The organism is Streptomyces sp. NPDC045470 (genome assembly GCF_040646595.1).
Lineage (GTDB): Bacteria > Actinomycetota > Actinomycetes > Streptomycetales > Streptomycetaceae > Streptomyces.
Genome location: NZ_JBEZAN010000010.1, coordinates 1 through 24,248, shown reverse-complemented (window position 1 = coordinate 24,248; position 24,248 = coordinate 1). Strand labels below are relative to the sequence as shown.

Below are 24,248 nucleotides of genomic sequence, written 5' to 3'. Positions count from 1 at the left end.
GTGCCCAGATCCAAAGACGTGGCGGCCGACCGGTCCATAACGGCCGGGTCCGACTTCCTCCAACTGAACACCGCCGACGCGCCCGCGGGCGGTCTGTCCGACTGGCTGGCACAGCGCCTGCGGCTCGCCGTCGCGGACGGCCGCCTCGCGGTGGGCGACCGGCTGCCGGCCACCCGCACGCTCGCAGCGGAACTCCGGGTCTCCCGGGGCGTCGTCACCGAGGCGTACCAGCGGCTGATCGAGGACGGGCACGCGGTCGGCCGCGGCCGCGGCGGCACGGTCGTGGTCGCCGCTCCCGTCGCGGCCGCGGCACCGGCGCCCGCGCGTCCGGCCCAGACGCCACCGCCGGGCGCGGTGTTCACCACCGAGCCGGAAGCGGACGTCTTCGACACGGTGCGGGCGGCACCGGCCCGGATCGACCTCAGCCCCGGCACGCCCGACCTGGCCTCGTTCCCGCGTACCGCGTGGTCGCGCGCGGAACGCCGGGTGCTCGGCACGCACGCCGCCCCCGGCTTCGGGTACGGGGACCCGCGCGGCACTCCGGAGCTGCGGCGCGCCGTCGCGAAGTGGCTGGCCCGCAACCGCGGTCTGTCGGTCGCCCCGGACGAGGTGCTGATCGTCTCCGGCACCGCGCAGACGCTCGGTCTGCTGGCCCAGGTGCTGGGCCGCCGGGGCGTTCGCGAAGTGGCGGTGGAGGACCCGGGGTCGCTCGGGGCCCGCCAGCACCTCCGGTACTGGGGTATGCGTACACCGCCGGTACCGGTCGACGCCGACGGCATCCGGGTCCGGGACCTGCGGGCCTCCGGCGCTCCCGCCGTCCTGGTGACACCGGCGCACCAGTTCCCGACCGGGGTGGTGCTCGGCGGGGCACGGCGCCGCGAGCTGATGCGCTGGGCGGCCGACGGCGACGGCCTGATCATCGAGGACGACTACGACGCCGAACACCGCTACGACCGGCCGCCGGTGCCCGCGCTCCGCGCCATGCTGCCCGAGCACGTCTGCTACGCCGGGAGCGTCTCGAAGCTGCTGGCGCCGGCGCTGCGGACCGGATGGGTCGTCGCTCCGCCGGAACTGCACGGCGCGCTGGTGGACGCCAAGCGGTTCACCGACCTCGGCAACGCCGCGCTGCCGCAGTGGGTGCTGGCCGACCTGATGGAGAGCGGCGAGCTGGAACGCCGGCTGCGGCAGCTCCGAAAGCGGCACCGGGCGCGTCGTGACGCGATGATCCAGGCCATCGGTACCCACCTGCCGGGAGCGGTCGTGCAGGGCGCGGCGGCGGGTCTGCATCTGACGGTGACCTTCGACGCGGACTTCGCCGATACGGACCTGGCGGCGGCCGCGCTCCTCCGGGGGGTCAAGGTGCAGCCGCTCTCCTGGCACCGACAGGGCCCTGGACGGCCAGGGCTGGTGCTGGGGTACGCCGCGAGCACGGCGACCGAGATCGCGGCGGGCTTGGCGGTCATCGGCAGCGTGCTGGAGTGAGCGCGGCGCCGCCGCACGGTCCGGGGAGGGCGCGTCGGCCCGTACAGCGCTACGGGGAGGGTCGGGCGGGCGTGTCGGTCCGTGGCCGACGCGTCGGACCGGCGTGTCGTGTGCGTCGTGGGGTGCCGTCCGACACGCCGTGCGTGCGTTCGGTTGTGCAGCGACGACACGGGGTGGTGCTGCCGGGGGCGTGGGGCTCCGGTGGATGCGCACGGTCCACGGGGCCGCGCTGCTCTTGGAATGCGAGGTGGTACGGGTCGGAGGGCGCCGTTCCGTAAGGGGGCGCGCCGCCCGGCCATGGCCTGTACGGTCCGGCCACGGTCAGCACGGGCCGACCGCGGTGCACGCCAACTCCTCGGCCAGGGCCCGCAGTTCGTCTACCCGCAGCACCCTGCCCCCGAACCCGGGCAGCGGTACGTGCAGCTCCCGTATCCAGTGCTCGGGGATCGCGCCGACTCCGTGGACCCCTCCGGCCAGACCACCGGTGACCGCGGCGACGGTGTCGGTGTCGCCGCCGAGGTCGATGGCGGCCCGCGGCGCGTCCTCGTACGAGCCGGTGGTGCGCAGTGCCCAGACGGCGGAGCCGAGGCAGGGCCACACCGCGCCGTTGAACTCGGTGGCCTGGTCCGGGTGCCAGCCGGGCGCGAGGACGGAGGCGCAGCGCGCGCGGTGGGCGAGGCGGACGTGGGAGAGTGCGTCCGGCAGGGCGTCGAGCGGGTCGTCGCTTCGCAGAGCGGCATGCAGCAACGCGTGGAACAGCGCCCCCCTCCCCGGCCGCCGGGTCCCCGTGCGTCAGCGCGGACAGCCGCCGGGCGGCGTCCATGGACACCACCCGGCGAAGTACACGGCGGCGGGCGTGGCGCGCATCAGTGAACCGTTGCCCGCGGCGCGCTGGTTGACCTGGAAGTGCCGGGCGGCGGCCCGGTCCCACGGCTCGCCGTTGCCGAGCACGTCCTCGGTCTGCAGACCGATGCCCTTCGGCTCGGCCGAGGCCCGGCGCTGGAATCTGCGGAAGACGTCGGGGAGGTCGAGTCCGCCGCGTTCCAGCAGCGATTCGGCGGTCAGTACCGCCATCTGCGTGTCGTCCGTGGCTTCGCCGGGGGCCCGGCCGCCGCCTCCGCACATGGTCCCCGGCCGTCGGGAAAGCGGGCCGTGTACGCGCCCGGCGGGCCGAACTCGAAGGGCGCACCGAGGGCGTCCCCGGCGGGCCGAACTCGAAGGGCGCACCGAGGGCGTCCCCGGCGGCCGAGCCGACCACGGCACCGATCGCCCGCTGCACGGATTCCACTCCCGGCCCCGGAGGCACGTCAGGAAGCGGCAGGCCGGGCGGTCTCCTGTTCGGCTTCGACCTGCTGGTTCCACTGCTGCTTGGACGCCTGCCAGCCGTCCTCGTCGTGGCCGTTGCGCCAGTAGCCGGAGATCGACAGGTCCTCGCGCGGCACCTCCCGCTCGACGCGCAACAACTTGCGCAACTCCTTCACGAAGCCGGCCTCGCCGTGGACAAAAGCGTGCACCCGGCCCGCGGGGAAGTCCAGCGCGCGGACGGCCTCGACCAGCCGCGCGCCGACCGGTGCGGTGCCGCGGTGCAGCCAGGTGATCTCGGCGCCGGCCGGAGCCTCCAGCTTCTGCTCTTCCTTCGGGCCGGCGACCTCGATGAAGGCGTGGACGGGCACGTCCTCGGGCGCCCGGGCCAGGGAGGCGGCGATGGCCGGCAGGGCGCTCTCGTCACCGGCGAGCAGGTGCCAGTCGGCGTCGGGGTTCGGGGCGTACGCGCCGCCGGGGCCCAGGAGCAGTGCCTCGTCACCCGGGCGGGCCTGCGCCGCCCACGGCCCCGCGAGGCCCGTGTCGCCGTGCACCACGAAGTCGACCGCCAGTTCCCGCGTGTCCGGGTCCCAGGTGCGCACGGTGTAGGTACGGGTCCTGGGCCACTGGTCGCGGGGGAAGGCGGCGCGGATCTCGGCGATGTCCAGCGGCTGCGGGTAGTCCACGCCGGGGACCGGGAAGACCAGCTTGACGTAATGGTCGGTGTACTCGCCCGCCGAGAACTCCGCCAGGCCGTCACCGCCCAGCACCACCCGCACCATGTGCGGCGTGAGCTGCTCGGTGCGCAGCACCTGCGCGTGAATGAGCTTGGGCTTCTTGCGGGCCGGACGCTCTGCTGCCACGACGATCTCCCCTGCCACGGTCTTGTTAGGTTTACCTAACCTAACAGTTCAGGGGCGGAGCGTCGCCAGGAGCCGCTGCAAGGAGCCGCCCAGTCCCCACTGGTCGGCGAGCGCTTCCAGCCGCTCCGGGTCGGCCGGCTCGTCGGGCAGCGCGGCGTCGAAGTCCGGCACCGGCACGTCGGCGGCCACCCGTACGACCTGCGGCGCGACCTCGACGTACGGCCGGGCCTCGGTCAGCCGCTTGCGCTGGGAGGGGGTGAGCTCGGACGCCGGGTCGTCGGCCGCGGCCATGATCCCCGCCAGGTCGCCGTACCGGTCGAGCAGCTTGGCGGCGGTCTTCTCGCCGATGCCCGGCACGCCCGGCAGGCCGTCGCTGGGGTCGCCGCGCAGCAGCGCCAGATCGGCGTAACCGCTGCCGTCCACGCCGTACTTCTCCCGCAGCAGGGCCTCGTCGGTCATCTGGAGGGTGCCGACACCCTTGAGCGGATACAGGATGCGGACCCCGCGCCCGTCGTCGGCCAGCTGGAACAGGTCGCGGTCGCCGGTGACGATGTCGACCGGCCCGGTGGCGCGGGCGGTGAGCGTGCCGATGATGTCGTCCGCCTCGTACCCGGCGGCGCCGACCCGGGCGATGCCGAGCGCGTCGAGCACCTCCTCGATCACCGGGACCTGCGGCGAGAGGGTGTCCGGGATCTCCTCGGCGTCGGGCTCGGGGGAGCCGGGCGGCGCCTCCTCGGCGACGCGGTGCGCCTTGTACGAGGGGATGAGGTCGACCCGCCACTGCGGGCGCCAGTCGAAGTCCATGCAGGCCACCAGGTCGTCGGGCTGGTGGTCCTGGACGAGCCGGGCGATGAAGTCCAGCAGCCCGCGCACCGCGTTGACCGGCGTGCCGTCCGGAGCCCGGACCGACTCCGGCACGCCGAAGTAGGCGCGGAAGTAGAGGGAGGCGGTGTCGAGGAGCATCAGGCGTCGAGTCACACCCCGATGATGCCGTACGCCCGGTGATGCGGCCGGGCGGTGCCGCGGAGGCGGGACGGACACGTGTGTGAACTGGGTCACCAATACGTTTGTCATTTCGCAAAGGGGGCAGGCGCGCGGCCGGAGCGGAGCCGGTGGATATTCAACATTTCCATCGGTTAACGGCGGGCCCGACCCGTACCGCGCCACGACCTGCCGACGGGGGAGGCGGGGCGTACACAGTCAATTCGAGAGGTGTATGTGGCCAGGCTGCAAGCCGAGCACGTGTACAAAGTGTTCGGGAGACGACCCGAGGACGCCGTACGACGGCTCGAAGACGGTGCAAGCCGCGAGGAGCTACGGGCCGACGGAACGACCGCCGCGGTGATCGACGCGTCGTTCTCCGTGGACGAGGGCCAGATCTTCGTCGTCATGGGTCTGTCCGGATCCGGTAAGTCCACGCTGCTGCGGACCCTCAACGGGCTGCTGGAGCCGACCGCCGGAAGCGTCCGGTTCGACGGTCAGGACCTGACCTCGCTCAGCGACAAGGAACTGCGCAAGGTCCGCTCCGAGAAGATCTCCATGGTCTTCCAGCACTTCGCGCTCTTCCCGCACCGCAGTGTGCTGGAGAACGCCGCGTACGGGCTGGAGGTCCAGGGCGTGCCCCGGGCCGAACGCGACAAGCGCGCCACCGAGGCACTGCACCTCGCGGGCCTCGAAGGCTGGGAGAAGTCCTGGCCCGACGAGCTGTCCGGCGGCATGCAGCAGCGGGTCGGCCTGGCCCGCGCGCTGGCCACCGACGCCGACCTGCTGCTGATGGACGAGTCCTTCAGCGCGCTGGACCCGCTGATCCGCCGCGACATGCAGGACCAGCTCCTGGAGCTCCAGAAGACGCTGAAGAAGACCATCGTCTTCATCACCCACGACCTGAACGAAGCCATGCGTCTCGGCGACCGGATCGCCGTCATGCGCGACGGCCGCATCGTCCAGACCGGCAGCGCCGAGGACATCCTCCTCACCCCCGCCAACGACTACGTGGCCTCCTTCATCCAGGACGTCGACCGCTCCCGGGTGCTCACCGCCGGGGCCATCATGGTCGACGTCGACGAGGTGCTGGGCCGCACCGCGGACAACGGCGCGGAGATCCGTACGGCCGAGGACTTCCTCGCCGCCACGCCCGCCACGGTCCACCTGGACACGCCGGTCGCGGAGCTGTTCGGCCCCTGCTCGGCCGGGACCGTACCGGTCGCCGTCGTCGACGCGGACGGTGCGCTGGCCGGCGCGGTGCCGGTGCAGCGGCTGCTGTCCGTACTCAGTGAGGGCGGACAGGCGGGCGGGACCGCCGGGCAGGCGGACCCCACGGAGACGAAGGACACGGCGACAAAGGCCACGGAGACGAACGCCACGGATGCGGAAGCCGCCCAGGCCCGTACCGAGGCCCGGGCCGCCGAAGACGCCGCCCCCTCCGACGGCAAGAAGGCGACCGCCGACGGCAAGGCGGACGTCCAGCCCGACGGCAAACCCGACGGCATGACGGGCGGCAAGCCCGAGGGCAAGGTGATCGCCGGTGCCTAGAATCGATGTCGGCTCCTGGGCCAACACGTGCGTCGAATGGCTGCGCAACCACCTCACGTGGCTCTTCGACTTCGTCTCGCACGTCCTGACGGACATGTACAACGGCATCGAGGCGGTCCTCTCCGCCCCGCAGCCGTTCCTGCTGATGGGCATCTTCGCGGTGCTCGCCTGGTGGCTGCGCGGCCTGCCGGCCGCCGTCCTGACCTTCGCCGGCTTCGCCCTGATCGACTCGATCGAGCAGTGGCAGGCCACCATGCAGTCCCTGTCGCTGGTGCTGGTGGCCTGCATCATCACCATCGTCATCGCGGTGCCGCTCGGCATCTGGGCGGCCCGCAACCGCGCCGTCGGCGGCGCGCTGCGCCCGGTGCTGGACCTGATGCAGACGATGCCCGCGATGGTCTACCTGATCCCCGGCATCCTCTTCTTCGGCATCGGCGTGATGCCCGGCATGGTGGCGACCATCATCTTCTCGATGCCGCCCGCCGTCCGGATGACCGAGCTGGGCATCCGGCAGGTCGACGGCGAACTGGTCGAGGCCGCCGAGGCGTTCGGCACGCACCCGCGCCGCACCCTCTTCCGGGTGCAGCTCCCGCTGGCGCTGCCCACGATCATGGCCGGTATCAACCAGGTCATCATGCTGGCCCTGTCCATGGTCGTCATCGCCGGCATGGTCGGCGCCGAGGGTCTGGGCTCGTCGGTCTACAACGCGGTCAGCTCCGTGAACGTGGCCCTCGGCTTCGAGGCCGGTCTCGCCGTCGTCATCCTCGCGATGTACCTGGACCGGATGACCGGCGCCCTCAACGAGCGGGTCTCGCCGCTGGGCCGCCGCGCGCTGGCCAAGGCGCAGGCCGCGCTGGGCGGCGCGAAGTTCCTGTACTGGAAGCCCGCCACCTCCGTCGCGATGGTCGGCGTGGTCGTGCTCGCGCTGGTCGCGGGCGGTCTGAACGTCTTCGGCAAGGAAGGTGCGAAGACCGACGGCGGCGGCCGCCCGATCACCCTCGGGTACGTCAACTGGGACGAGGGCAAGGCCACCACGTACCTGTGGAAGGAAATCCTCGAACAGCGCGGCTTCAAGCCGAAGGCGCAGGCGCTGGAGGCCGGCGCGCTGTTCACCGGTCAGGCCCGCGGCGACATCGACGTGCAGACCAACGCCTGGCTGCCCACCACGCACGCCGAGTACTACAAGAAGTACAAGGACAAGCTCGAAGACCTCGGCGCCTGGTACGACAAGACCTCGCTGGAGATCGCGGTCCCGTCGTACATGAAGGACGTCAAGACCCTCGACGACCTCAAGGGCAGGGCGGGTGAGTTCGGCGGCAAGATCACCGGCATCGAGCCGGGCGCCGGCGAGATGAAGATCCTCAAGGACAAGGTCCTCAAGGACTACGGCCTGGAGGACGAGTACAAGGTCGCCGAGTCCAGCACCGCGTCCATGCTCACCGAGCTGGACCGCGCGTACGCGGCCAAGAAGCCGATCGCCGTCACGCTGTGGTCGCCGCACTGGGCGTACGACAAGTACGACCTGACCAAGCTCAAGGACCCCAAGGGCTCCTTCGGCTCGGGCGACAGCCTGCACCTGCTGGGCCGCAAGGGCTTCGCCCAGGACGAGCCCGAGGTCGCCAAGTGGATGAAGAACTTCCACCTGGACGAGAAGCAGCTCACCAGCCTGGAGAACGAGGTCAAGAGCGCCGGCGAGGGCCACGAGCAGGACGGCGTGCGCAACTGGCTGAAGAAGAACCCGGGCCTGGTCGACACGTTCGCCCCGTCGGCGAACGCCACGTACGCCAAGGGCAAGGACGCCGGCGCGGCCCCGAACATCGGCTACCCGGCGTGGGACGAGGGCATCGCCACCACGTACCTGTGGAAGAACGTCCTGGAGAAGCGCGGCTACAAGCCGAACATCCGCAACCTGGACGTCGGCCCGATGTGGACCGGACTGTCCAGCGGGCAGATCGACGTCGAGTTCGACGGGTGGCTGCCGGTCGCGCAGAAGCAGTACTGGGACCAGTACAAGGACGATCTCGTCGACATCGGCGCCTGGTACGACAAGACGTCGCTGGAGATCGCGGTGCCGTCCTACGTCAAGGACGTCAAGACGCTGGACGACCTGCGCGAGCACCAGGACGAGTTCAAGGGCAAGATCATCGGCATCGAGCCGGGCACCGGTGAGATGAAGCGCCTGAAGGACACCGTCGCGCCCGCGTACGGCCTGGACGACTTCCAGGTCACCGAGGCCGGCACCAGCTCCATGCTGGCCGAGCTGGACCGCGCCTACGCCAAGAAGGAGCCGATCGCGGTCGTGCTCTGGTCGCCGCACTGGGCGTACAGCAAGTACGACCTGACCAAGCTCGCCGACCCGAAGCACACCTGGGGCGACAACAACCAGATCAAGTCGCTGGGCCACAAGAGATTCCCGGAGAAGTTCCCGGAGTTCAACGGCTGGCTGAAGAACTGGAAGATGTCGCCCGAGGAGCTGGGCAGCCTGGAGAAGGAGATCCAGGACGCCGGCAAGGGTCACGAGAACGACGGTGTCGAGAAGTGGATCGACGCCCACCCGGGCATCGTCGACAAGATGGCGCCGGTGAAGTGAGGCGCTGAACGCACCACGTGGGCCCCGCCCCCGGCTGTACGGCCGGGGGCGGGGCCGTTCCGCGTCGGGCGCGGCCCCGCCCGCGTACGGTGGGGTGATGACGACCGGTCAGCACCGCGCCCCGCGCGTGGTCTCCCTCGTGCCCTCACTCACCGAGGCCGTGGCCGCCACCGCGCCCGACCTGCTCGTCGGCGCCACCGACTGGTGCAGCCATCCCGCCGGACTGGACGTGCCGCGCGTCGGCGGCACCAAGAACCCGGACACCGCCCGGATCGCCGCCCTCGCGCCCGGCCTCGTCCTGGCCAACGAGGAGGAGAACCGCGCGCCGGACCTCGCCGCGCTGCGGGCCGCCGGACTGGACGTCCTGGTCACCGAGGTCCGGGACCTGGACCAGGCGCTGCGCGAGCTGGAACGGGTCCTGGTGCGCGGCTGCCGGCTGCCCAGGCCCGGCTGGCTGGACGACGCGGCGGACGCCTGGCGGGACGTACGGACCGAGGCGGCGGACGCGCGCGGCGCGGTGGTGCCGATCTGGCGGCGGCCCTGGATGGTGCTGGGCCGGGACACGTTCGCGGGTGACCTGCTCGCCCGGCTCGGTGTGCGGAACCTCTACGCGGACCACGCCGAGCGGTATCCGCGCGTCCCGGTCGAGGAGCTGAACGCGCGCGGCGCCGACCTGGTGGTGCTTCCGGACGAGCCGTACCGCTTCGCGGCGGACGACGGCCCCGAGGCGTTCCCGGGGCTGCCGTCCGCGCTGGTCAGCGGGCGTCATCTGACGTGGTACGGGCCGTCGTTGGCGGAGGCGCCGGCGATGCTCGGGGCGGCGCTGGACGCGGCCCGCTGAGCGCAACCGGCGGGGCCGCGGGGTTACCGGGGGCGCGAGGCTACCGGGGCTGCCGTGGCCGCCGGGGTCGAGGAGGCTGCCGGGGCTTCAGATGTCACGGAGGTCTCAGGGGCCATGGAGGTGCCCGAGGACACCGACGCCGTGGAATCCACCGGAACCACCGTGGACGCGGAAACCACCGGAGCCACCGTGCCCGCCGGGGCCGAAGGCACCAGCCGGGCCGCGATCGCCGTCGTGCCCGCCAGGGCCGCCGCCCCCGGCTTCTCCGGCGGCGGTACGAGGAGCTGACCGCGCGCCAGCCCCAGCGCGGTACGGGCCCCGGCCGTCAGCCAGGCCGCCACCAGCACGGCGAACAGCCCCACCGCGAGCCAGGTGAAGGCGGCGAGCCCGGTGTGCCGTGCCAGGCCCGCCGCGCCCGTCACGCACGTACCGACCGGGAAGGTGAACGCCCACCAGGTCATCGAGAACGTCATCCCGGCCCGGAAGGCCCGGACGACCAGGGCCGTCGCCAGCGCCAGCCACAGCAGCGCGAAGCCGGTGACCGGCACGCCGTACAGGAGCGCGAAGCCGCTCATCGCCTGCGCGTACCCGGCGCCGACCGCGCCCGGCGCGGCGTCCGCGAGGTTGTTGACCGCGGTCGTGGACTGGCCGAGCGGCCCGAGGACCAGGAACAGCGTCGGGCTCAGTGCGAGCGGCAGCGGGCCGTGGTGGATCAGCCGGGTCAGGACCAGCGGCAGCACCAGCAGGGTGGCCAGCAGCGACATCCCGAACATCGCGTAACAGGCGAGCAGCATCGCCTCCTGCCACTGCCCGGCCGGCAGGTGCGGCACCAGACCCGGGCCGAGCGCCGCGGAGACCATCGGCGCGACCAGCGGCAGGATCCACACGGGGGAGGCGGTGCCGGCCTCGATCCGGTGCCGGGCCACCATCAGGTACGGCACCGCCGCGGCCGCCGCGAGGCCCACCGCCGTACCGGCGCACCACAGGACCGCGTCGGCGGCGACGGCGGCCCGCTCGCCGAGCACGTCCGGGCCGACGGCGAGCGTCCCGCCGCCGACCGCCAGCAGGGCCATCGCCAGGCAGCCGTAGAACGGCGCGACCGCCGGGTCGAGCAGGTGGCGCCGCGCCTGGTCGGTGTGGCGGAGCCAGTGGACGGTACGGGCGGTCAGCAGGGCCGCCAGCAGGACGGCGGACAGGGCCCAGACCGCCACGTACGCGCCGCGCAGACCGGGGGAGTGCAGCGGCAGGGTCGCGCCGGCGTTGGCGACGATGGCGGTGCCCATGACGGCGGCGTACCAGTTGGGACCGAGGTGACGCAGGGCCGGGGACGTGTCGGAGGAGCGGGCGGAGAGGCGGCGGCCGGTGCGGGCGGAAGGCTGCGTCAGGGGTGGCATGTCTTCCAGGGTCGGCCCGCGCACCGCCTCCCACCAGGGACCTCGCGCCTATGAGCCCATAAGGTGGGGTTATGGGTGCAGGAAATGAAGGGCAGACCGGGACGGACCCGGTGGTTCCGCTCTCGCATCGGGTACCGGACCTCGGCGCGCTGGAGCTGCTGCTCGCCGTCGCCCGGCTCGGCAGCCTCGGGCGGGCGGCCCGCGAGCGGGGCATCAGCCAGCCCGCCGCCAGCAGCCGCCTGCGCTCGATGGAGCAGCAACTGGGCGTCGCCCTCGTCGAGCGCTCACCGCGCGGCTCGCGCCTGACGGACGCGGGCGCCCTGGTCACGGACTGGGCGCGGCAGGTGGTGGAGGCCGCCGAGGCGTTCGACGCGGGCGCGCAGGCGCTGCGCGGGCGGCGGGACTCGCGGCTGCGGGTCGCCGCCAGTATGACCATCGCCGAGTACCTGCTGCCGGGCTGGCTCATCGCGCTGCGCGCCCAGCGCCCGGACACCGCGGTCTCCCTGCTCGCCGGGAACTCCGCCGCCGTCGCCGAGCGGCTCCTCACGGGCGCGGCGGACCTCGGGTTCGTGGAGGGGCTGGACGTGCCCGCCGGGCTGGACGGCGCGGTCATCGGCCACGACCGGCTGGTGGTGGTCGCCGCGCCCGCCCACCCGTGGGCCCGGCGCCGTACGGAGCTGACAGCGGCCGAACTGGCCGCCACCCCGCTGATCCTGCGCGAACGCGGTTCCGGCACCCGCCAGGTCCTGGACGCGGCACTGGCCGGGCACGGCGGGCTCGCGGCACCGCTGCTGGAACTGGCCTCCACGACGGCGGTCAAGGCCGCCGCGGTGAGCGGCGCCGGGCCGTCCGTGCTGAGCGAGCTGGCCGTGGGGGAGGAGCTGGCGGCACGGCGGCTGGTCGAGGTCCCGGTGCGCGGCACGCGCTTCGGCCGCGACCTGCGGGCCGTCTGGCCCGCCGGGCACCGGCCCGCGGGCCCGGCCCGCCACCTGCTGGGGCTGACCCGGGCCCTGCCGTGACCGGGGCGCGGCCGGGTCAGCGGTCGGCCTGGTAGGCCGCGTCCGCGCCGGTGGCCCTCCGGCCGTCGGGGGCGGTGTAGGTGAGGGTGCGGTCCCCTCGGATCTGGAAGACATTGGTGGGGCGCTGGCGATTGCGGGGATTGCAGACCGGAACCGGAACGGTGAAGACGGTCTGGTACCGCGACCCGTCGGGCATGGACACCCGTGTCACGAAGGTGACCACTCCCTTCTTGGCGGGATGGCTGCCGTTCGGTGCCTCGAAGAACCAGAATCCGTCCGCCGTCGCGGTGGAGTCCGTCGGCACGACCGTCATCGAGTTGCCCGCGTCGAACCGTACGGTCCGCACCTTCGTGCCGTCCTGGGTGTACGGCTTGGACAGCTCGAACCGCGCTCTGCCGCCCTCCTGCGGGGCCTGGATGTAGTCGCTCTCACTGCCCCCGCACTGGCCGGGGGCGGCCACGGCGGGGGAGCCGTACTGGACGAGGAGTCCGAGGGCCAGCGCGGAGGACAGTCCCACGGCGGCGGACTTCAGGTGGCGTCGGTTTGTCATGGCGGAACCCACTTCCGTAGGAAGGACAGCACGAAGCCGGGCTCGTCGGGGAACAGCCGAGCCCCACGGCGTCGACGCAGGTCAGCGCCGGTGCAGCGAGCGTATCCAGGCTCCGGGTGGAGATGGCATCGCCGAAACGGATGGGTTTGCCGCAGCAATTTGCAGTTCTCGGGAACGGATTTCAGGAACCGCCCGCCGCCCCCACCAGCGCGTCCATCACCCGGGTGTCGTCCCCGGCCTCGGGGTGCCACTGCACCGACAGGACGAAGTGACCGACGCCGGGCAGCTCCAGGGCCTCGACCGTGCCGTCCGCCGCGTGGGCCGACGGGAGCAGGCCGCTGCCGAGCCGGTCCACGGCCTGGTGGTGGTACGTCGGTACGGACACCGCCTCGGGCAGGATGCCGCCGAGCAGGGTGCCCGGCTCCGGCTTGACCTCGTGGCGGCCGAAGACGCCGACCGGGCCCGCGTGCCCGTCGATGTGCTGGACGAGGGTGCCGCCGAGGGCGATGTTCAGCAGTTGCAGGCCCCGGCAGATGCCGAGCAGCGGCACGCGTGCCGCCAGCGCGGCGTCGATCAGCGCCAGCTCCCAGGTGTCCCGGTCACGGGCCGGCGGACCGGTGCGCGGGTCGGTGTCGGCTCCGTACCGTACGGGCTCCACGTCCGGACCGCCCGCGATCACCAGGCCGTCCAGCCGGGCGACGGCCGCGGCCGCGGTGCCCGGGTCGCCGGGCGGCAGCAGCGCGGCGAGACCGCCGCAGCGCTGCACGAGCCGGTGGTAGCCGGCCGGGAGCACGGCGGCGGGCAGGGCCCAGACGCCCCAGCGGGCGTCGTCGGCGACGTAGGTGGTGACACCGATGAGGGGCGGGTGCGTGGACACGGGACCTCCGGATGGTGCGGTTGCGGGCGCTGCTCCGGCGGGCTGCCGGTCAGTCGCGTTCCAGTTCGGCCTCGGCCGCCGCGAGCGCCGCGAACTCCTCCTCCGGAGCCGCCGCGACCAGCCGGTGCCGGGAGTAGAACGCGAAGTACGCCAGGGCGACGCCGTAGACGCCGAGGGCCATGAAGGCGGCCTGCCGGTCGACGAGGAACGTCGCCACCAGCGCGGCGCAGGCCAGGACGAAGGCGACGGACGAGGTGAGGGTGCCGCCGGGGGTGCGGTACGGGCGGGGCAACCGCGGCTCGCGGCGGCGCAGCACGATGTGCGAGAGCGACATCAGGGCGTAGGAGATGGTGGCGCCGAAGACGGCGATGTTGAGCATCCGGGCGCCGTCGCCGGTCGCGGCGGCCAGCGCGAAACCCAGCGCGCCGGGCACCAGCAGCGCCAGGTACGGGGCCTTGCGGCGGCTGGTGAGGGACAGGAAACGGGGCAGGTAGCCGGCCCGGGAGAGGGCGAAGAGCTGCCGCGACCCGGCGAAGATGAGGGAGAAGAAGGAGGCCACCAGGCCCGCCAGACCGGCGTAGTTGACGATGCGGGAGACGGTGGTGGGCTCTCCGTGCGGCTGGAGGGCCTGCACCAGCGGGTCGCCCACGGACTGGATGGCGGCGGAGCCCCGTGCGCCGGTCGCGGCGACGAAGGTGACCAGCGCGAGCAGCAGCAGGATGCCCATCGCGGCGGCCATCGCCTTCGGCAGCGTACGGGCCGGGTCCCTGGTCTCCTCGGCGGCCAGCGGCACGCCCTCGACGCCGAGGAAGAACCACATGCCGAACGGGAACGCCGCCCAGATGCCGAGGACGCCGAACGGCAGCCACGAACTCGCGCCGAACGCGCCGGAGTCGACCGGGATGTCGTCCAGCGCGCCGACGTGGAAGTCGCTGAGCGCGCCGACCGCGAAGACGACGACCGCGGCGACCGCGACGGCGGTGACGGCCAGACTGAAGCGCAGGGCCTCGCCCACGCCCCACAGGTGGATGCCGATGAAGACCACGAAGCAGGCCAGGTACACGGGCCAACTGGAGGTCAGTCCGAACAGGCCGAGGGATTCGACGTAGTCGCCGATGAAGAGGGAGATCGCGGCGGGCGCGAGCACGTACTCGATGAGGATGGCCGTGCCGGTCAGAAAGCCGCCCCAGGTGCCCAGCGCGCGCCGCGCGAAGCCGTAGCCCCCGCCCGCCGTCGGCAGGACGGAGGCCAGTTCGGCGAGCGCGAAGACCAGACAGGTGTACATCAGACCCATCAGGACCGCGGCGATGGCCAGCCCGCCGAAGCCGCCCTGGGCCAGGCCGTTGTTCCAGCCGGAGAAGTCACCGGAGACGACGTAGGCGACGCCCAGGCCGGTGAGCAGGAGCGGGCCCGCGCTGCCGCGCCGCAGCGTGCGCTTCCGGAGGTAGGCGTCCTGGGATGCGGAGTCGCCGGCTGCGGTGGCCGCGGGCGGTGCGGTACGGGGGTCCGTGCTGTCGGCCATGAGCCGCTCCTGCCTCGCCGAGGGGTGAGTGAGGGGGGAAGTACAGTAATGGTTTAGCCGCATACCTTTGTCTCGTGGTGCGGCCGAGCGCAAGCCCCCTGCGTAAAAGACTGGTTACGCCGACGGGCCCGTCAAGAACCCGCGCAGCAGCGCCGCCGTGCCCGCGCAGTGTTCCCGCATCACTTCCCGCGCGCCGTCCGCGTCACCCTCCAGCACGGCTTCGACCAGCGCGGTGTGCTGCGCCTGGGAGTGCTCCAGATTGCGTACCAGCAGCGGGATGCAGTCCAGCAGCTCGTTGACGCCCGCCCGCACCGCGGCGTACTGCGCCGCCAGCGACGGCGAACCGGCCAGCTCGGCCAGTGTCAGGTGCAGCAGCGTGTCGTGCCGCCGGTAGTCCGCCAGTGGCGCGTCGTGGGTGGCGGACAGGGCCTCCCGCAGCCGCCGCGCCTGCCCGTCGTCCAGCCCGTGCGCGGCGCACAGCCCGGCGGCGCCCACCTCCAGCACCTCGCGGAACCGCAGGGTGTCCTCGACGTCCACCTTCCCGATGCGGCGCCGCAGCTCGTCCTCGCCCGCCGACTCGCCGCGCGGCCGGACGAACGTACCGCCGTAGCGGCCGCGCCGGCTCTCCACCAGCCCCTCGTCCTGGAGCACCTTGAGCACCTCGCGCAGCGTCACCCGGCTGATGTGCAGCCGCTCCGCCAACTCCCGCTCTGCGGGCAGGCGTTCGCCGCCCGGTACCAGGCCCAGCCGGACGACCTGGAGTATCTGCTCCAGCGCCTCCTCGAACCCGTTGCCCGCCCGTACCGGGCGCAGTACGGGCGCCAGCCGGTCGGCCGGGCGCCGCGCCGGACCGTCCTGCGCGGAGCCCGCCGCGCCGTTGTCCGCACCGTCCACCGGAACCCCTTCCCAACCAATGGTTCGTGGGCCTACCTTATGACCTCCGGATGCAGCGACAGGAGGCACCACCGTGGCAGACCGCACGCCCCCGCTCTCCGTCGAGGAGCTGACCAGGCTCGTCGACACCGGGGAGATCGACACTGTCGTCCTGGCCTTCACCGACATGCAGGGCAGGCTCACCGGCAAGCGGTTCGCGGCCCGTCACTTCCTCGACGAGGTGCTGGAGCACGGCACCGAGGGCTGCAACTACCTCCTCGCCGTGGACGTGGACGTCAACACCGTGCAGGGCTACGCGATGTCCTCCTGGGAGCACGGCTACGGCGACTTCGCCATGCACGGCGACGCCGCCACTCTGCGCCGCACCCCGTGGAACCCCGGCACCGCCCTGCTCACCGCCGACCTCGCCTGGCACGACGGCTCTCCGGTCGCCGCCTCCCCGCGGCAGATCCTGCGCCGCCAGCTCGACCGGCTCGCCGAGCGCGGCTGGAGCGCGTACGCGGGCACCGAGCTGGAGTTCATCGTCTTCCGCGACACCTACGAGGACGCCTGGAGCCGCGGCTACCGCGGCATGACCCCCGCCAACCAGTACAACACCGACTACTCCGTCCTGGGCACCGGCCGGGTCGAACCCCTGTTGCGCCGCATCCGCAACGAGATGGGTGCCGCCGGGATGACCGTGGAGTCCGCCAAGGGCGAGTGCAACCTCGGCCAGCACGAGATCGCCTTCCGCTACGACGAGGCGCTGACCACCTGCGACCAGCACTCCGTCTACAAGACCGGCGCCAAGGAGATCGCCGCCCAGGAGGGCATGGCGCTGACCTTCATGGCCAAGTACGACGAGCGCGAGGGCAACAGCTGCCACATCCACCTCTCGCTGCGCGACGAGGCCGGGCAGCCCGTGCTGGCCGACGACTCGGGCCCGTACGGCATGTCGACGGTCATGCGGCACTTCCTGGCCGGACAACTCGCCGCGCTGCGCGACTTCACGCTCTTCTACGCCCCCAACATCAACTCCTACAAGCGCTTCCGGCCCGGCTCCTTCGCCCCCACCGCCGTCGCCTGGGGCCCGGACAACCGCACCTGCGCGCTGCGCGTCATCGGCCACGGCCCCGGCCACCGCCTGGAGAACCGCCTGCCCGGCGGCGACGTGAATCCGTACCTCGCGGTCGCCGCCATGGTCGCCGCGGGCCTGTACGGGATCGAGCACGAGCTGGAGCTGCCGGAGGCGTGCACCGGCAACGCCTACGCGGGCGACGCCGACCACGTGCCCGCCACCCTGCGCGAGGCCGCCGCCCTGTGGGAGGCCAGCCCCATCGCCCGCGAAGCGTTCGGCGACGAGGTCGTCGAGCACTACCTCCACATGGCCCGCGTCGAACAGGACGCGTACGACGCCGCCGTCACGGACTGGGAGCGCTTCCGCTCCTTCGAGCGCATGTAAGGAAAGCTGCGACGTGTTGCAAGAGCTGCGCATCATCAACCCGGCGACCGAGGAACTGGAAGCCGTCGTCCCCGTCACCACCCCCGCCGAGGTGGACGCCGCGGTCCGGCGGGCCGCCGCGGCGCAGGAGAAGTGGGCCGCGCTGCCGCCCGGCGACCGGGCCCGCGTCCTGCGGCGGTTCGCCGGGGTCGTCGAGGAGAACAGCGAGTCACTGGCCCGGCTGGAGCTGACCGAGGCCGGTCACCCCCTGGGCAACGCCCGGTGGGAGGCGGCCAACGTCGTCGACCTGCTGCACTACGCCGCCGGGGGAGTGGAGCGGCTGACCGGCAGCCAGATCCCCGTCGCCGGCGGCCTGAACATCACCGTCCAGGAGCCGCTGGGCGTCGTCGCCGTCATCGCGCCCTGGAACTTCCCGATGCCGATCGCCGCCTGGGGCACCGCCCCCGCGCTCGCGGCCGGCAACGCCGTCCTGCTCAAGCCCGCCGAGACCACCCCGCTCACCGCGCTCCGCCTCGCCGAGTACGGGCTGGCGGCGGGCCTGCCCGAGGGGCTGTTCCAGGTCCTGCCGGGCGAGGGCGCGGTCACCGGCAACGCTCTGGTCGAACACCCCGGCGTCGCCAAGGTCGTCTTCACCGGCTCCACCACCACCGGCCGGCACATCGCCGCCAAGTGCGCCGCGCGGACCAAGCGCCTCACCCTCGAACTCGGCGGCAAGAGCCCCAACATCGTCTTCGCCGACGCCGACATCGAGCGCGCCGCGTCCGCCGCCCCCGGCTCCTTCCTGGACAACACCGGCCAGGACTGCTGCGCCCGCAGCCGCATCCTGGTCCAGCGCTCGGTCCACGACCGCTTCATGGAGCTGCTGGAGCCGGCCGTGAAGGCGTTCGTCGCGGGCGACCCGGCCGACCCCGCCACGCAGATGGGCCCGCTGATCTCCGCGGCCCAGCGCGAGCGCGTACGGTCGTACGTCTCCGAAGACGCGCCCGCCGCCATCCGCGGTGAGGCGCCCAAGGGCAAGGGCTTCTGGTACCCGGCCACCGTTCTGGAGGGCCGGCCGGACGACCGTACCGCCGTCGAGGAGATCTTCGGCCCGGTCGCCGTCGTCATCCCCTTCGAGGACGAGGCCGACGCCGTACGGCTCGCCAACGCCACCGACTACGGCCTGTCCGGCTCCATCTGGACCCGCGACGTCGGCCGCGCCCTGCGGGTGTCAAGCGCGGTCGCCGCCGGGAACCTCTCCGTCAACTCGCACAGCAGCGTCCGCTACTGGACCCCCTTCGGCGGCTACAAGCAGTCCGGCCTCGGCCGGGAGCTGGGCCCCGGCGCGCTCGCCGCCTTCACCGAGACCAAGAACGTCTTCATCAGCACCGAGGAGAGCTAAGTGACCGACCAGACCGCCGCGGCCACCGAAGGCAGCGCGACCCCCGTGTGCCGTCGCCTCGTCGGCCGCACCGCCGTCATCACCGGCGCCGGCAGCGGCATCGGCCTCGCGACCGCCCGCCGCCTGGCCTCCGAGGGCGCGAACGTGGTCTGCGCCGACATCGACGAGAAGGCCGGCAAGGCCGCCGCCGAGGAGGTCGGCGGGACCTTCGTCCAGGTGGACGTGACCGACTCCGACCAGGTCGAGGCGCTGTTCAAGGCGGCGTACGACACGTACGGCTCGGTGGACGTGGCCTTCAACAACGCCGGCATCTCGCCCGCCGACGACGACTCGATCCTCACCACCGGGCTGGACGCCTGGAAGCGTGTCCAGGAGGTCAACCTCACCTCCGTCTACCTGTGCTGCAAGCACGCGCTGCCCTACATGCAGCGCCAGGGCAAGGGCTCCATCATCAACACGGCGTCCTTCGTGGCCGTCATGGGCGCCGCCACCTCGCAGATCAGCTACACCGCCTCCAAGGGCGGTGTGCTGTCGATGTCCCGCGAGCTGGGCGTGCAGTTCGCCCGCGAGGGCATCCGGGTGAACGCTCTGTGCCCGGGGCCGGTGAACACGCCGCTGCTGAAGGAACTGTTCGCCAAGGACCCGGAGCGCGCCGCGCGCCGTCTGGTGCACGTCCCGGTCGGCCGGTTCGCCGAACCGGAGGAGATCGCGGCCGCGGTCGCCTTCCTGGCCAGCGACGACGCGTCCTTCGTGAACGCCGCGGAGTTCCTGGTGGACGGCGGAATCGCAGGGGCGTACGTCACACCCGTGTAGGCCGCAGCCTCCTTCGCGGATACAGTCCGAAGATCACCACCGGGACCGGCGCCCCGGCGCGCCGGTCCCGCTGTGCTTCTGCCCGCAGGAACGTCACTGCCGACATTCCGCCCCAATCACCGGAGAACCATGCGCACCAGACACGCCCTCGCCCTGGGACTCGCCGCCGCCGCGACCGTCACCACCCTCGCGGCCACCGGACCCGCGGTCGCCGCGCCCGCGCACCCCGCGAAGGCCCCGGAGCGTACGAGCTGTCCGCAGCTCTCCAAGAACATCACGTGGTACGGGAACAACCGCGCCAAGATCCAACGCATGATCGACGAGCGCGGCACCTGCTCCCACCCGAAGCCGGGCCCCGAGGGCCGCCCCGTCGCCGCCTTCGACTGGGACAACACCGTAGTCAAGAACGACATCACCGACGCCACGCTCGCCTGGTCCCTGAAGCACGACAAGATCCTGCGCCCCAAGAGCTGGCAGGCCACCAGCCCCTGGATGACCACGGCGGCCGCCCGCGCCCTGACCAAGGCGTGCGGCACCTCCGTACCCGCCGGCCGCCCGCTGCCCACCTCCAAGAACGCCGCCTGCGCCGACGAGATCATGGAGATCCGCGGCACGGCCCGCACCATGGACGGCAAGGCCGCCTTCGCGGGCGAGTGGAACCACCGCCGCACCAAGCCCGAGTACGCCTGGGTCCCGCAGCTCTTCGCCGGCCTGACCCCGGCCCAGCTCACCTCGTACACCCGGCAGGCCCGCGCCGAGAGCCTCGCCGCGCCCGTCGGCGCGAAGCAGACCGTCGGCACCCACCGGCTGGCCGGCTACGTCCGCTACTACGACCAGCAGAAGGACCTGATCCGCACCCTCAAGGCGGCGGGCTTCGAGGTCTACATCGTCTCCGCCTCCTCGGAGACCGTCGCCGAGGCGTGGTCCGGCGGCGTCGGCGTCGACCGCGCGCACACCATCGGCGTCCGCAGCCTGATGAAGAACGGCAGGTTCACCACCGGCATCCGCGGCTGCGGCGATGTCAAGGACGGCCACGGCGAGGTGCTGCCGTACATGGACGGCAAGCGCTGCCTGATCAACCAGGAGATCTTCAAGATCAAGGGCGCCGAGGCATGGCGGTTCCAGGACCCCGCGCACCGCATCGCGCTCGGCGGCGGCGACGCCAACACCGACGTCACCTTCGTCAACGACGCGACCGGCATTCACCTGGCCATCAACCGCAACCAACCGGAACTGATGTGCCGCGGCTACGACAACGCCGACGGCCGCTGGGTGGTCAACCCCATGTTCATCGAGCCGCTGCCCCGTAAGGCCGGTACGTACCCCTGCGCGACCAAGGGCTACACCAACACCGACGGCGGTCTCGGCGCGGTCCGGCGCCCCGACGGCACGGTGGTCCCCGACCAGAAGGACCGCACCCACGCCTGACCCGGCAGCCGGGGAGGGCCGCCCCGCCCAGGTTCTGTCCGGCGGATCACTGACGGAGCCATAGTCGGATCGTTGCTGCGGTGATGGTGCCGTGGAAGACGTAGGCCCGCTTGCCGTAACGGGTAGCGACCGCGCCAAAGTTCTTCATCCGGTTGACGGTCCGCTCGATCTCGTTGCGGTAGCGGTCGCGGTCGAAGCCGACGGGCCGACCGGCGACGCAGCCTCTGCGTCGCCGGTTTGCCCGCCGGTCCTTCGGCTCCGGAATCGTGTGCCGGATGTAGCGCCTTCGCAGGTGGCGGCGGTTCCGGCGGGAGCCGTACGCCTTGTCACCGCAGACATGGTCCGGCCGGGTCCGGGGCCGGCCGCCAAGCGGCCGGGGAGCCCTGATCCGGTCCAGGGCCTCGACCATCTGCGGGGTGTCGCCCCACTGACCCGGCGTGATCAGGAGGGACATCGGGCGGCAGCCGCCTTCACCGGCGAGGTGGATCTTGCGGGTCAGGCCGCCCCGGGGCCGTCCCAGTCCTTCATCGGGCCGGTGGTGCCGGGGCGTGGTCCTTTTTTCGGGGCCCGCGGCGCCGCCTTGCGGGCGCCCGCCGCGTGCTGATGAGCCCGGCAGGACGTCGAACCGACGCCGGCCGTCGACCAGGCGATCCGGCCAGCCAGGTCCGCGTCAGCATGGACCGCCTGCGGAATCCGGCTCCACGTACCGTCCGCCGACCAGCGGCGATGCCGTTCATAGACGGTTTCCCACGAGTCGTAGCGTTCCGGCAGGTCACGCCACGGGACACCAGTCCGGATCCGGAACAGGACCCCTTTGAGCACAGTGCGGTGGCCATTCCACCACCCGCCCCTGCCACCCGGCACAGGCAGATGCGGCTCCGGCAACGACCACTCGCACTTCGCTCAGATCACCCGACCCATGATCCAACCAACGAGCGACCAGTCAGAAAGTCACACGATCCGCCGGGCAGAACCCAGAGCCAGAATCCGACCCCCTGCGCGCCAGTGTCCATATCGCGCCGCTGATCTTGTTTCCAGAGCGGGCTTTTGGCCACTCCCACGTTGTACGTGAAGAGCGGGATCAGAAGCGGGATTACGGTGAACGTTCCAGCTCTTGGAGAAGGGAGCGGCATCGTGGGGGACAGCCGACTGGGGCTCGTGATGGTCCACGGGTTCATGTCCGGGCCGAAGGTGTGGGAGCCGCTGCGCGGCCTGATCGCCGCGGACCGGGGGCTCGGGTTCGTCGAGCCGCTGACCTTCGAGTACGCGACCGGGCTGCTGCCGGTCAATCCGCTGCGGGTGTTCCCGTCGATCGACACGGTCGCCGACAGCCTCAAGGAGTACCTGGTCACGGAGGCCGGCGCGTACGACCAACTGCTCCTGGTCACCCACAGCCAGGGAGGGCTGGTCGCCCAGCGGTACCTGGCCCGCATGCTCCACGACGGCAGAGGCACCGAACTCGCCCGGATCCAGCGGCTCGTCATGCTCGCCTGTCCGAGCAACGGCTCGGAACTGCTGCTCTCCCTACGACGGCGTGCGCTGGGCGGGCGCCATCCGCAGGAGAAGGATCTGCGCCCGCTGAACGACCAGGTCAGCGCAACCCTGCGCACGGTCGTCCGGGACGTCGTGCACGCCACGGCGATCACCGACCGGACCTGCCCCATCCCGGTGTCGGTGTACGCGGGCGAGAGCGACGGCGTGGTGTCCCGCGCCTCGGCGCAGTCCGTCTTCCCGGACAGCTCCGCCCTGCCGGGCGACCACTTCAGCCTCCTCAAGGCCGACTCGCCCCAGCACCGGACGTTCACCGCTCTCCGCCGCCTCCTCCTCGCGACGCGCACCGAGCCGTACGTTCCCGGGCCCGAACCGGCGGCACCGGCCCGCATGCACACCCCGGCTGCGGAGAAGCCCTCCAGGAAACAGCGCCCGACGATCGCGATCGCCTCGGTCGCCGCCCTGGCGGTCGTCGCCTCGGTCCTGTACTTCGCTCCGATGCCGTGGGAATCGGACGCCGACTCATCCGGCCCCAACCCCAAATCACCTATCGCTGCTACCGGTTCGGGCACTCCGGGCCCGACGCAGACCGGTTCGAGCACTCCGAGCCCGCCACGGCAGGATGTCGGCGTCAACCCGCCCGAGGATTTCCCGGCCACGAACAAGTTCTGGTTCTTCGACATCAACAAGGACCAGAAAGCCGATTACGTCACGGTCTACAAGAACCAGACATTCAAGTTCTGGTGGAACGGCGGCATCGAGGACAACCGCTTGCGCACCGGCGAGTATCACAAGAACTCCTACGTCCCCGCGCCCCGCGCGGACGGTGATGCGTTGCGCTTCGGCGACATCGACGGCGACGGCTGGCCCGACTGCATTGTGGTCGACAAGACCGGCGGGGTGGCCGTCCACACCTGGGTCGAAGGGAAACCGGCCGGCGAACGCATGTGTCAGAAGGAGTACGGCGGTGACGCCGACGTTCCCTTGCGCGATACCGCCGACATCGTGCCGGACCTCAAGGAGATCCAGTTCGCCGACGTCAACGGAGACGGGCGGGTCGACTACCTGCGGATCGAACCGAGCAGCAAGGTGACCGTCTGGTACAACCAGACGGTCAAGGGCAAGGACGGCCCGACGCGGGTGGGCTGGTCCCCTCCCGAGATGCTCAGCACGCACGTCTTCGACCGTGAGATGAGGTATGCCGACCTCGACGGCAACGGGCGTGCCGACCCGATCCTCATCACCCCCAAAGGCGGCGCACGGGCCTGGCTCACGCGCGAGCCATCGTGCAAAGCCCTCCACGACATCGGGCAGATCGTGCCGGACCCGGAAACCGCCATCCCGCCGGAGGAGATTCAGTTCGCCGACGTTGACGGAGACGGATACGCCGAATTCCTGCATGTCGGCAAAACGGGGGAGGTCCGCGTCCAGGACCCCGTCTTGCAAGACCGCTGCCCAAGTCGCTGACGAACCGCCCGGTCAGCTCCAGCTCACCCCGAAACTCCCGCTCTCCTGCCCACGACCCGCCACACCCCACGCCGAGAGGCAACGAGCTGACAGTCACATGATTTGCCGGACAGAACTTAAGTGCTGGATTCCTCTTTCACCGGGTCATATACCCGGTGAAAGAGGAATCCAGCATTAGGTCCTGTCATCACATTCCCGTCTGCCGCGCGACTCCCCGCTACCGCTGGGGGACCCCCAGCACGCACTCTCCCACGCCTGAACGGCGTGGGGGTGCCTCTATGTCTTCCGTCAAGGCGCCCGGGTTCAGTTTGGGGTGGTTTGACTGGCGGAGGTCAGGCGGCGAGCTGGACGTCTGTGGGGA

The 24,248-nt window shown here is 71.9% G+C and carries 17 protein-coding genes and 2 pseudogenes; 10 read left to right on the top strand and 9 right to left on the bottom strand.

The window, feature by feature from the left end:
- Window positions 1–1,482: a PLP-dependent aminotransferase family protein gene (locus AB0A97_RS25340; protein WP_361154055.1), complete on the top strand. Its 1,482-nt coding sequence runs from the start codon at window positions 1–3 to the stop codon at window positions 1,480–1,482.
- 321 nt (window positions 1,483–1,803) lie between these two features.
- Here the strand turns inward: AB0A97_RS25340 and AB0A97_RS25335 are convergent.
- The 3 genes and pseudogenes from AB0A97_RS25335 to AB0A97_RS25325 form a co-directional block, all read right to left on the bottom strand.
- Window positions 1,804–2,607: pseudogene (locus AB0A97_RS25335) on the bottom strand (ADP-ribosylglycohydrolase family protein).
- Between the two features lie 182 nt (window positions 2,608–2,789).
- A complete protein-coding gene (locus AB0A97_RS25330; RefSeq protein ID WP_361154052.1) occupies window positions 2,790–3,647 on the bottom strand; it encodes a siderophore-interacting protein in 858 nt (285 codons plus the stop codon).
- Between the two features lie 48 nt (window positions 3,648–3,695).
- Entirely contained in the window at window positions 3,696–4,610 is a 915-nt protein-coding gene (locus AB0A97_RS25325) for a 5'-3' exonuclease (protein ID WP_361154570.1), read from the bottom strand.
- Between the two features lie 255 nt (window positions 4,611–4,865).
- On the opposite strand from AB0A97_RS25325, the gene AB0A97_RS25320 reads away from it, so the two are divergent.
- The 3 genes from AB0A97_RS25320 to AB0A97_RS25310 all read left to right on the top strand — a co-directional run bounded on the left by AB0A97_RS25320 (window position 4,866) and on the right by AB0A97_RS25310 (window position 9,610).
- Complete coding sequence (locus AB0A97_RS25320) at window positions 4,866–6,179, top strand: betaine/proline/choline family ABC transporter ATP-binding protein (protein ID WP_361154049.1); 1,314 nt, start codon at window positions 4,866–4,868, stop codon at window positions 6,177–6,179.
- Entirely contained in the window at window positions 6,172–8,769 is a 2,598-nt protein-coding gene (locus AB0A97_RS25315; RefSeq protein WP_361154046.1) for an ABC transporter permease/substrate binding protein, read from the top strand. The genes AB0A97_RS25320 and AB0A97_RS25315 overlap by 8 nt, the downstream gene beginning before the upstream one ends.
- 97 nt (window positions 8,770–8,866) lie before the next feature.
- Window positions 8,867–9,610: a helical backbone metal receptor gene (locus AB0A97_RS25310; RefSeq protein ID WP_361154043.1), complete on the top strand. Its 744-nt coding sequence runs from the start codon at window positions 8,867–8,869 to the stop codon at window positions 9,608–9,610.
- 269 nt (window positions 9,611–9,879) lie between these two features.
- Here AB0A97_RS25310 and AB0A97_RS25305 read toward each other — a convergent pair.
- Window positions 9,880–11,004: pseudogene (locus tag AB0A97_RS25305) on the bottom strand (TDT family transporter); the annotation flags it as partial.
- Between the two features lie 71 nt (window positions 11,005–11,075).
- Between AB0A97_RS25305 and AB0A97_RS25300 the strand changes: the two are divergent.
- A complete protein-coding gene (locus AB0A97_RS25300; RefSeq protein ID WP_361154040.1) occupies window positions 11,076–12,023 on the top strand; it encodes a LysR family transcriptional regulator in 948 nt (315 codons plus the stop codon).
- Between the two features lie 16 nt (window positions 12,024–12,039).
- Here the strand turns inward: AB0A97_RS25300 and AB0A97_RS25295 are convergent, their stop codons facing one another.
- From AB0A97_RS25295 to AB0A97_RS25280, 4 genes are all read right to left on the bottom strand, one after another.
- Entirely contained in the window at window positions 12,040–12,573 is a 534-nt protein-coding gene (locus tag AB0A97_RS25295) for a hypothetical protein (RefSeq protein ID WP_361154037.1), read from the bottom strand.
- A 181-nt stretch (window positions 12,574–12,754) separates the two neighbouring features.
- Window positions 12,755–13,450 carry a gamma-glutamyl-gamma-aminobutyrate hydrolase family protein gene (locus AB0A97_RS25290; RefSeq protein WP_361154035.1) on the bottom strand — a complete coding sequence of 232 codons (696 nt, stop codon included), beginning with the start codon at window positions 13,448–13,450 and terminating at the stop codon, window positions 12,755–12,757.
- A gap of 49 nt (window positions 13,451–13,499) precedes the next feature.
- Complete coding sequence (gene eat / locus AB0A97_RS25285; protein ID WP_361154032.1) at window positions 13,500–14,972, bottom strand: ethanolamine permease; 1,473 nt, start codon at window positions 14,970–14,972, stop codon at window positions 13,500–13,502.
- A gap of 114 nt (window positions 14,973–15,086) precedes the next feature.
- Complete coding sequence (locus AB0A97_RS25280; RefSeq protein ID WP_361154568.1) at window positions 15,087–15,797, bottom strand: FCD domain-containing protein; 711 nt, start codon at window positions 15,795–15,797, stop codon at window positions 15,087–15,089.
- A gap of 142 nt (window positions 15,798–15,939) precedes the next feature.
- Here AB0A97_RS25280 and AB0A97_RS25275 point away from each other — a divergent pair, with 142 nt between their 5' ends.
- The 4 genes from AB0A97_RS25275 (at window position 15,940) to AB0A97_RS25260 (ending at window position 20,929) form a co-directional block, all read left to right on the top strand.
- Window positions 15,940–17,307: a glutamine synthetase family protein gene (locus tag AB0A97_RS25275; RefSeq protein WP_361154029.1), complete on the top strand. Its 1,368-nt coding sequence runs from the start codon at window positions 15,940–15,942 to the stop codon at window positions 17,305–17,307.
- 13 nt (window positions 17,308–17,320) lie between these two features.
- A complete protein-coding gene (locus AB0A97_RS25270) occupies window positions 17,321–18,688 on the top strand; it encodes an aldehyde dehydrogenase family protein (protein ID WP_361154027.1) in 1,368 nt (455 codons plus the stop codon).
- Window positions 18,689–19,501: a 3-oxoacyl-ACP reductase gene (locus AB0A97_RS25265; protein ID WP_031011077.1), complete on the top strand. Its 813-nt coding sequence runs from the start codon at window positions 18,689–18,691 to the stop codon at window positions 19,499–19,501. It abuts the gene before it with no gap.
- A gap of 129 nt (window positions 19,502–19,630) precedes the next feature.
- Window positions 19,631–20,929 (top strand): haloacid dehalogenase-like hydrolase, encoded by a 1,299-nt coding sequence (locus AB0A97_RS25260; RefSeq protein ID WP_361154025.1) that lies wholly within the window; start codon window positions 19,631–19,633, stop codon window positions 20,927–20,929.
- A gap of 46 nt (window positions 20,930–20,975) precedes the next feature.
- Here the strand turns inward: AB0A97_RS25260 and AB0A97_RS25255 are convergent.
- Window positions 20,976–21,814 (bottom strand): IS5 family transposase gene (locus tag AB0A97_RS25255; protein ID WP_361154022.1). Its coding sequence is split into 2 segments (ribosomal slippage): window positions 20,976–21,490 and window positions 21,490–21,814, totalling 840 coding nucleotides; the frame shifts between segments, so codons are not numbered across the junction.
- Between the two features lie 249 nt (window positions 21,815–22,063).
- On the opposite strand from AB0A97_RS25255, the gene AB0A97_RS25250 reads away from it, so the two are divergent.
- The gene (locus tag AB0A97_RS25250; protein ID WP_361154018.1) at window positions 22,064–23,887 is read left to right on the top strand and encodes an FG-GAP-like repeat-containing protein; all 1,824 of its coding nucleotides are present in this window, start codon (window positions 22,064–22,066) and stop codon (window positions 23,885–23,887) included.
- Window positions 23,888–24,248 lie beyond the last annotated feature (361 nt).